This is a genomic window from Cellulomonas terrae (genome assembly GCF_007990265.1).
Lineage (GTDB): Bacteria > Actinomycetota > Actinomycetes > Actinomycetales > Cellulomonadaceae > Cellulomonas > Cellulomonas terrae.
Map to the genome: position 1 here is coordinate 99318 of NZ_BJWH01000014.1, position 8975 is coordinate 108292.

An 8975-nucleotide genomic window follows, 5' to 3' on the forward strand; every position below is an offset into this window, starting at 1 on the left:
AGGCGGCGTCGGCTAGATCGCGACGTACACGCTGTCGAGATACTCCTCGATGCCGGCCTCGCCGCCCTCGCGGCCCAGTCCCGACGACTTCACGCCGCCGAACGGGGCGCTCGCGTCGGACACCAGGCCCCGGTTCACGCCGAGCATCCCGGTGTCCACGGACTCCGCCAGGCGCAGCGCCCGAGCGATGTCCCGCGTGTACGCGTAGGCCACCAGACCGAACGGGGTCGAGTTCGCCAGGGCGACACCCTCGTCCTCCGAGCCGAACGTCACGACGGGGGCGACGGGACCAAAGGTCTCCTCGGTGATCACGCGCAGGTCCGCCGACACCCGGTCGAGGACGGTCGGTGCGTAGAAGTACCCGGGGCGGTCGGGCCGGTCGCCGCCGATGCGGACGCGCGCCCCGGCGTCGACGGCCTCCGCGACGACCTCCTCGACGCGGTCCACGGCCGACGACTCGATCAGCGGACCGACCGTCGTGCCCTCGTCGGCTCCGTGCCCTACCACGAGCCGGTCGAAGGCCTCCGTGAGGCCCGCGGTGAACTCCTCGGCGACGGACGCGTGCACGAGGAACCGGTTGGCGGCGACGCACGTCTGGCCGGCGTTGCGCATCTTGGCCTGCACGGCACCCTGCACGGCGGCGGGGATGTCGGCGTCCTCGAAGACGAGGAACGGCGCGTTGCCGCCCAGCTCCATGGACGTGCGCAGGATGTTGTCCGCCGACGCCTTGAGCAGCGCGGCACCCACCTCGGTCGAGCCAGTGAACGAGAGCTTGCGCAGCCGCGGGTCCGCCAGCAGGGGACCGGAGATGGTGCGCGCCGACGCCGACGGCACCACGTTGACCACGCCCGTCGGGAGCCCGCGGCCCTCCAGCTCCTCCCGGATGATCTCCGCGACGTACGCGGTGGTCAGCGGGGTCAGCTGGGCCGGCTTGATGACGACGGTGCACCCCGCGGCCAGTGCCGGGGCGACCTTGCGGGCGATCATCGCGATCGGGAAGTTCCACGGGGTGATGAGCAGCGCGGGGCCGACGGGCCGGCGCAGGACGAGCTGGTGGTTGGCGCCCGACGGCGCGCGCCGGGCCAGCCCCTCGAAGCGGACGGCCTGCTCGGAGTACCACCGGACGTAGTCGGCGCCGTAGGCGACCTCGGCACGCGACTCGGCCAGCGGCTTGCCGCCCTCGGCCGTCACCAGGGCGGCGATGTCCTCGGTGCGGGCGGTGATCGTCTCGAAGACCGCCCGGAGCAGCTCGGCGCGCACCCGGGGAGCGGTCGCCCGCCACTCCGGGAACGCCCCGTCCGCGGCGGTCAGGGCGTCGAGCGCGTCCTGCTCGCCCCCGTCGGCCACGTCGAAGAGCACCTCGGTGGTCGCCGGGTCGGCCACCTCGAACGTCCGGCCCGTGCTCGCGGGGCGCCACGCCCCGTCGATCAGGACCCCGGTGGGGACGTGGGCGGCGACGGTGGGGGGCAGGGACGGCGGCGTCATACCCGCCAGTATGTCGTCCGCGGCGCGTCGGCGCTCGGACCCGCCGTCGGCGGCGACCTACGATGGCGCGCATGAGCGAGACGCCCGCCCCGTACGAGGACCTGCTCCGGCTCGTCCTGGAGACCGGCACCCCGAAGGCGGACCGGACGGGGACGGGGACGCGCAGCGTGTTCGGCCACCAGATGCGGTTCGACCTGTCCGCGGGGTTCCCGCTGGTCACGACGAAGCGCGTCCACCTGCGCTCGATCGTGCACGAGCTGCTGTGGTTCCTGCGGGGGGAGTCGAACGTCGCCTACCTGCACGAGAACGACGTGACCATCTGGGACGAGTGGGCCGGCCCGGACGGCGAGCTCGGCCCGGTGTACGGCGTGCAGTGGCGCAGCTGGCCGACGCCCGACGGCGGCCACGTCGACCAGATCACCGAGCTGCTGGCCAACCTGCGTCGCGACCCCGACTCGCGCCGGCACATCGTCTCGGCGTGGAACGTCGCCGACATCCCCTCGATGGCGCTCGCACCCTGTCACGCGTTCTTCCAGTTCTACGTCGCCGACGGGCGGCTGTCGTGCCAGCTCTACCAGCGGTCCGCCGACCTGTTCCTCGGGGTGCCGTTCAACATCGCGTCGTACGCGCTGCTAACGCACATGGTCGCCCAGCAGGTGGGCCTCGAGGTCGGCGACTTCGTGTGGACCGGCGGCGACTGCCACATCTACGACAACCACGTCGACCAGGTCCGCGAGCAGCTCAGCCGGACGCCCTACCCGGCACCGACGCTCGAGCTGCGCAAGGCCGACTCGCTGTTCGACTACACGTTCGAGGACGTCCAGGTCGTCGACTACCGGTACCACCCGGCCATCAAGGCTCCGGTGGCCGTGTGAGCCTCGCGCTCGTCTGGGCCCAGACCCCCACCGGGATCATCGGGCGCGACGGCAGCCTGCCCTGGCACGTCCCGGAGGACATGGCGCACTTCCGTGACCTCACGCGGGGTCACCCCGTGATCATGGGCCGCGCCACGTGGGCGTCGCTGCCCGCGCGGTTCCGGCCGCTGCCCGGCCGCGACAACGTCGTGCTCACCCGGACTCCCGGCTTCGAGGCCGCCGGGGCTCTCGTCGTGCACGGCATCGACGAGGCGCTCCGGCTGGTCGGCGACCGTGACGCCTGGATCATCGGCGGGGGAGAGGTCTACCGGGCGTTCCTCCCGCTCGCCGACCGCGTCGAGGTCACCGTCGTGTCGCTCGACGTCGGCGGCGATACCCGGGCCCCTGCGCTGGACACAGGCGCCTGGCGACGGGCGGGTGTCGACCCCGACCGCGGCTGGCACGTCTCGTCGGCCGGTGGCACGCGGTACCGGTTCGAGTCGTACCTGCGCGCCTGAGGGGCGGAACCGCACGACGGCAGGCGCGCGCGGGGCGGTACCGTGGCCCCATGCCGCGCACCTCCACGCCCACCCGCCCGTTCGGGTCCGTGCTCACCGCGATGGTCACGCCGATGACGGCGGACGGAGCGGTGGACCTCGCGGGAGCCGTGCGGCTGGCGAAGCACCTCGTGGACCACGGCAACGACGGGCTCGTGCTCAACGGCACGACGGGCGAGGCGTCGACCACGCACGCACCCGAGAAGGCGGAGCTGGTCCGGGCCGTCGTCGAGGCCGTCGGCGACCGCGCGTCCGTCGTCGCCGGTGCCGGGTCCAACGACACCGCGCACGCCGTCCGCATGGCAGAGCAGGCGGCCGAGGCCGGAGCGCACGGCCTGCTCGTCGTCAGCCCGTACTACTCGCGTCCCTCGCAGGACGGCGTCCGCCGGCACGTCGAGGCCGTCGCCGACGCCACGGACCTGCCCGTCATGCTCTACGACGTGCCCGGCCGCACCGGCGTGCGGTTCGCGCCGTCGACGATCGCGGCGCTCGCGGGCCACGACCGGGTCATCGCGATGAAGGACGCCGGCGGCGACTCGTACGCCGCCGCCAAGTCGATCGCCCAGACGGGCCTCGCCTGGTACTCCGGCGACGACAGCGCGCTGCTGGGCCTGCTCGCGCACGGTGCGGTCGGCATCGTCAGCGTCGCGGGCCACGTCGTGGGCCGGCAGCTGGGCGAGATCGTCGCCGCGTTCGACGCCGGCGACCACACGGCCGCCCTCCAGACCTTCCGATCGATCATGCCCGCGATCGACGCACTCAACGGTGCCGGCTTCCAGGCCGTCGCCGCGAAGGCCGCGCTCCAGGTGCTGGGCGTCCTGCCCGAGCGCTCGGTGCGCCTCCCGCTCGTCCCCGCGACCGACGACGAGCTCGCGCTGATCCGCGACGGCCTGCGGGCCGCCGGGCTGCTCGACGTCGTCGTGCGCTGATCCCACCAGGAGCCCTATGAGTCACCCGCATCCCGAGCTCACCCTGCCGCCGGCACTGCCCGACGGTGCCCTGCGCGTCGTCGCACTGGGTGGGCTCGGCGAGGTCGGCCGCAACATGGCCGTCCTCGAGCACGCCGGACGTCTGCTCGTCATCGACTGCGGCGTCCTGTTCCCCGAGGACCACCAGCCCGGCGTCGACCTGATCCTCCCCGACTTCGAGTACATCAAGGACCGCCTCGACGACATCGAGGCGATCATCCTCACGCACGGCCACGAGGACCACATCGGTGCCGTGCCGTACCTGCTGCGCCTGCGCAAGAACATCCCGCTGGTCGGCTCCAGGCTGACGCTCGCGTTCATCGAGGCGAAGCTCAAGGAGCACCGCATCCAGCCCGTCACGCGCGAGGTGCGCGAGGGGCAGACCGCGACGTTCGGCGGCTTCGAGTGCGAGTTCGTCGCCGTGAACCACTCCATCCCCGACGCGCTCGCCGTCGCCGTGCACACCGCCGCCGGCACCGTGCTGCACACGGGCGACTTCAAGATGGACCAGCTGCCGCTCGACGGCCGGATCACCGACCTGCGGGCGTTCGCCCGGCTCGGCGAGCGCGGCGTCGACCTGTTCATGGTGGACTCCACCAACGCCGAGGTGCCCGGGTTCGTCGCGCAGGAGCGGGGGATCGGTCCCGTCCTGGACCAGGTCTTCGCGGACTCCACGAAGCGGATCATCGTCGCGTCGTTCGCCTCGCACGTGCACCGCGTCCAGCAGGTGCTCGACGCCGCGTACACGCACCAGCGTCGCGTCGCGCTCGTCGGCCGGTCGATGGTCCGCAACATGGGCATCGCCGCCGACCTCGGCTACCTCAAGGTGCCCGAGGGCGTGCTGATCGACCTCAAGCAGGTCGACACCCTGCGCGACGACGAGATCGTGCTCATGTGCACCGGGTCGCAGGGCGAGCCGATGGCCGCGCTGTCCCGGATCGCCAACAACGACCACAAGGTCTCGGTCGGCCCCGGCGACACCGTGATCATGGCGTCGTCGCTCATCCCCGGGAACGAGAACGCCGTCTTCCGCGTGATCAACGGCCTGACCCGGCTCGGTGCCCGCGTCGTGCACTCCGGCAACGCCAAGGTGCACGTCTCCGGCCACGCCAGCGCCGGTGAGCTCCTCTACTGCTACAACATCCTCAAGCCGCGCAACGTCATGCCCGTGCACGGCGAGATCCGGCACCTCGTGGCCAACGCGGCGCTCGCGGTGCAGACCGGCATCCCCGCCGACCGTGTGGTGCTCGCCGAGGACGGCGTGGTGGTCGACCTCATCGACGGTCGCGCCCGGATCGTCGGCGCCGTGCCCTGCGGGTACGTGTACGTCGACGGCTCGAGCGTCGGGGAGATCACGGAGGTCGAGCTCAAGGACCGGCGGATCCTGGGCGACGAGGGGTTCATCTCGATCTTCGCGGTGGTCAGCTCCGCCGACGGCAAGGTGCTCGCCGGGCCGCAGATCCACGCCCGCGGGTTCGCCGAGCAGGACGCCGTGTTCGAGGACATCCTCCCGGAGCTCACCGCCGCTCTCGAGGAGTCGGCACGCAACGGGAACTCCGACGCGCACGTCCTCCAGCAGGTCATGCGCCGCGTCGTGGGGCGCTGGGTGTCGAACCGCCTGCGCCGTCGCCCGATGATCATCCCGGTGGTCGTCGAGGCCTGACCGTCCGGTCAGCGCGGCCCCGTCCTGCCACGGCAGGATGGGGCCGTCGTCACGTCGGGGTGACGCGCGCGACCTCGTCGGCGGTGGGTGTCGGCTCGTCGACGCCCGCAGCGACCTCACGCGTGCGCCGGGACGCCGCCGCCGAGCCGATCAGGATGAGCGCGGTCGCGGCGAGCACGGTGAGGGTGATGACCTCGTCGAGCACGAGGGCGCCCAGGGCCACCGCGACGACCGGGTTGAGGTAGGCGACGAGGGTGGACCGCGCGGCGCCGACCTCGACGATCAGCCGGAAGAACAGCACGAACGCCAGCGCGGTGCACAGCGCCCCGAGCCCGACGAGGGCCAGGACGGCGTCGACCGGCGGCCACGGGTGCGGACCTGTGACGAGCACGACCGGCGCGTACGCGAGCGCGGTGATGCCGAGGCAGGTGGCCGTGAGCGGGATGGCGGGCACGTCGCGCAACGACCGGTCCGCGATGATCGGCGCGGCCGCGTACCCGAGGGCCGCGAGGAGCACCTGGGCGACGGCCCACGGGTCCCCGCCGGCCGCGCCCGGGCCGAGCAGCAGCGCGACACCGCCGAGGCCCACGAGCAGGCCGACCCAGCGGATCGCGGCGACGGGACGGCGGTCGCCGACCAGGCGACCGAGGATCACGGCGGCGATCGGGACGGTCGCGACCAGCAGGCCGGTCGTCGAGCTGGACAGGGTGCGCTCCGCGTTGGACAGCAGGATCCACGGCAGGACGATCTCCAGCACCGAGAAGCCCAGCACGGCCGGCCAGTGTCCGCGCAGCACCCGCAGGCCACCGCCGCGCAGCGCGAACGGCAGGAGGAGCAGGGCGCCGAGCGCGGTCCGGACGAACACGACCATGACAGGTGTGACGTCGGTGACGGCGATCTTGATGAGCAGGTACGGGACGCCCCAGATGATGCCGACGGCGACGAGCAGGAACCAACCGCGGCGGCTCACGAGGGCACCGCGACGAGACGAGAACGCATAGCGCTCACCGTAGGACCGACCACCGACACCCTGTCCCGGTCGGTCGTGGGTCAGGCCGGGGTCAGGCCCCGGAACTGCGCGAGCCGCTCGTGCTCGACGCCGACCGCGGTCGTCGTCGCCGCGGACCACGGCACCCACGGGTCGAGCTCGAGCGCGAGCACCTTCCCCTTCGCGCGCGGCCGCCACGTCCCGACGACCTCGCCGTCCACGAGCACCGCACCCGGTCGGCCGAGCACCGGCCAGAGCGCCTTGTGCCGGGCGGTGTCCGGGACGAGCAGGTCACGGTCGCGACCCTGCAGGTACAGGTCGTACGGGCCGAGCAGGCGCACGACCGGCTGGTCCGGGGGGTCCTGCAGGGCGGGGAGGTCGCCGTCGAGCATGCTGGCGGGCCGGCCGTCGACCGTGACCTCGACGGCGTCCTGCGGCCACCGAGCCTTCACGTCCCGGACGGCCCCGTCCAGGTAGGTCGCGGCCTGCGCGGGCGTCATCGGTCCCAGCAGGTGCAGGAGGTTGCGCAGCAGGTCCACGGGGCCGTCGTCGTCGTCCGTGGGCCGCTCGAGGTTCCCCACCTGGCCGGCGGGCCAGCGCGGGATGCGCCGGACCACCGGGGGAGAGGTGTCCGGCTCGAGCTCGAGCCCGCCGTGCAGCGCGCCCAGCCGGAACGGCATCTCGTACACGTGCGTGGCGTGGCAGGCGGGGCACCAGCGCAGGTACGGCTCGGTCATCCTCGTGGTCAGCCGGGTGGAGAGCGTCCCCTTCACCATCGGCTCGGCCACGAGGTCGTGCATCGTCCGGGCCACCGTCGCGAGTGCGTCCAGCGCGGGGATCCCGGCGGCCTTCAGGGGCTGCGACGCGCTCAGCACGCGCTTGGCCGCGTCGGCCTCGGAGTACGGGCGCAGCGCCCGCTGGACCGCCGGCAGGTCGGCCCTGCGGTACGCGTGCGGGGAGGCGCGCACGGACCACGCCAGCGCGAGCTCCTTCGGCCAGGTGTGCGCGGAGACGGGGACGCCGCGCAGCGCGAGCGCCCAGAGCGCGCCGTCGGGGCCGGTGTCCTGCACGCCGAGATCCAGGACCGCCGCCGCGTCGGGACGCCGGTCCTTCCTGGTCGCCCGGTCGAGCTGCTGGGCGTGGACGCGGTAGCGGAGCACCTGCGTGCGGGTCACGGCCATGGGTCCACGGTGGCACGTGCCTGCGACACCGTCAGGTCAGCCGCCGAGGATCCCCTGCCCTGCGACGCGCAGCACGTGCGCGTACCGCTGCTCGCCTCCGTCCGGCAGGATCCCGTCGAGCTCCAGCTCGACGAGCCCGTGCACCAACGCCCACAGCCCCAGGGCCGGCTCCTCGGCCCCGGAAGGGTCGCCCAGGACCCGGGCGACGGCGTCGCGCAGGACGAGGAACGTCGTGCTCGACGTCGCCGGTCCGCGCGTCCCGTCCTGCAGCCCGGCGCCCGTCGCGCTGAACATGACACGGTAGAAGTGGGGGTCCGCCAGGGCGTTCTCCCGGTACGCGAGGCCGAGCCCGAGCAGGTCCGCACCGGGGTCCGCGGTGCGGGGGACGGCGGCGAGCCGCTCGGCGAAGCGCGCGAACGCCTCGTCGCCGACGGCCCGCACCAGGTCCTCGCGGCTGCCGAAGAGCGAGTACACCGCCGAGGGCGAGGTCCCCGCGCGGGCCGCGAGGTCGCGGACGGTCAGCCCGGTCGCGCCGACGGATGCCACGATCGCCGACGCCTCCTCGAGCAGGCGGGCGCGGAGGGCGTCGTCGTGCACGCGCGGGCGGGCCATCGGGCGAGTCTAGAGGGTTGACGGGAGTTTACGCACAGTGTTCTATAACAGTGTTCGCAAACGAGGAGGACGCGCATGATCGAGCTCACCGAGGCCGCCCGGGTCACGGCCGGCATCGTCGCGCTGTCGGTGGTCGCGATCGAGTCCGGCGGTGCGTTCCTGCTGCGCGTCGTCGCCGGCAAGGAGGAGGTCACCGACTTCCAGAGGAGCTTCTTCCGGGCCGGGCACGCCCACGCGGGCGTCCTGGTCACGCTCGGCCTGGTCTGCCTGGTCCTCGGCGAGGCCACGACGCTCACCGGCTTCTGGCGCTGGCTCGCGCAGACCGGCGTGCTCGTCGCAGCGATCGTCATGTCGGCGGGCTTCTTCTTCTCGGCGATGGGCCGCGGCCGGGAGGCGCCCAACCGGGCGGTCGTCCTGCTCGGTGCCGGGGCCGTCCTGCTCGCCGGGGGCGTCGCGACCCTCGGTGTCGGCCTGCTGCTCGGGTGAACGCGCGCCCGACACGCGCCCGTCCGTCGACGTGTCGGCCACGGCCCCGACTAGTTTGAGGACCATGGCGACTCGCACGTCCACCCCCCGCGCCCGCTCCGGTGCGCCGGCGACGTCGCGCGCGTCCGGCAAGTCCACCGGCTCGTCCCGCCCGCAGGGGCGGAGGCCCGCGCCACCCCCG

Annotated in this window: 9 protein-coding genes; 5 read left to right on the forward strand and 4 right to left on the reverse strand. The window is 73.3% G+C overall.

Annotated elements, in window-relative coordinates:
- Positions 1 to 12: 12 nt before the first annotated feature.
- The gene (locus tag CTE05_RS13550) at positions 13 to 1485 is read right to left on the reverse strand and encodes an NAD-dependent succinate-semialdehyde dehydrogenase (RefSeq protein WP_146846841.1); all 1473 of its coding nucleotides are present in this window, start codon (positions 1483 to 1485) and stop codon (positions 13 to 15) included.
- A gap of 71 nt (positions 1486 to 1556) precedes the next feature.
- On the opposite strand from CTE05_RS13550, the gene CTE05_RS13555 reads away from it, so the two are divergent.
- Genes CTE05_RS13555 through CTE05_RS13570 form a run of 4 tightly spaced genes read left to right on the forward strand, consistent with a single transcriptional unit; the run spans position 1557 to position 5527 of the window.
- On the forward strand, positions 1557 to 2360 hold the full coding sequence (locus CTE05_RS13555) for a thymidylate synthase (RefSeq protein WP_146846842.1): 804 nt from the start codon (positions 1557 to 1559) through the stop codon (positions 2358 to 2360).
- On the forward strand, positions 2357 to 2857 hold the full coding sequence (locus CTE05_RS13560) for a dihydrofolate reductase (RefSeq protein ID WP_146846843.1): 501 nt from the start codon (positions 2357 to 2359) through the stop codon (positions 2855 to 2857). Before CTE05_RS13555 ends, CTE05_RS13560 begins: the two co-directional genes overlap by 4 nt.
- Positions 2858 to 2907: 50 nt before the next feature.
- Positions 2908 to 3825 carry a 4-hydroxy-tetrahydrodipicolinate synthase gene (gene dapA, locus CTE05_RS13565; protein ID WP_146846844.1) on the forward strand — a complete coding sequence of 306 codons (918 nt, stop codon included), beginning with the start codon at positions 2908 to 2910 and terminating at the stop codon, positions 3823 to 3825.
- Positions 3826 to 3841: 16 nt separating this feature from the next.
- Positions 3842 to 5527 carry a ribonuclease J gene (locus CTE05_RS13570; protein WP_146846845.1) on the forward strand — a complete coding sequence of 562 codons (1686 nt, stop codon included), beginning with the start codon at positions 3842 to 3844 and terminating at the stop codon, positions 5525 to 5527.
- Between the two features lie 49 nt (positions 5528 to 5576).
- Here CTE05_RS13570 and CTE05_RS13575 read toward each other — a convergent pair whose 3' ends face one another.
- The 3 genes from CTE05_RS13575 to CTE05_RS13585 all read right to left on the reverse strand — a co-directional run bounded on the left by CTE05_RS13575 (position 5577) and on the right by CTE05_RS13585 (position 8308).
- Positions 5577 to 6497: a DMT family transporter gene (locus tag CTE05_RS13575; RefSeq protein ID WP_146846846.1), complete on the reverse strand. Its 921-nt coding sequence runs from the start codon at positions 6495 to 6497 to the stop codon at positions 5577 to 5579.
- A gap of 80 nt (positions 6498 to 6577) precedes the next feature.
- The gene (locus CTE05_RS13580; protein ID WP_146846847.1) at positions 6578 to 7696 is read right to left on the reverse strand and encodes a winged helix DNA-binding domain-containing protein; all 1119 of its coding nucleotides are present in this window, start codon (positions 7694 to 7696) and stop codon (positions 6578 to 6580) included.
- Between the two features lie 36 nt (positions 7697 to 7732).
- A complete protein-coding gene (locus CTE05_RS13585) occupies positions 7733 to 8308 on the reverse strand; it encodes a TetR/AcrR family transcriptional regulator (protein ID WP_146846848.1) in 576 nt (191 codons plus the stop codon).
- A 75-nt stretch (positions 8309 to 8383) separates the two neighbouring features.
- On the opposite strand from CTE05_RS13585, the gene CTE05_RS13590 reads away from it, so the two are divergent.
- Positions 8384 to 8794: a hypothetical protein gene (locus CTE05_RS13590; RefSeq protein WP_146846849.1), complete on the forward strand. Its 411-nt coding sequence runs from the start codon at positions 8384 to 8386 to the stop codon at positions 8792 to 8794.
- Positions 8795 to 8975 lie beyond the last annotated feature (181 nt).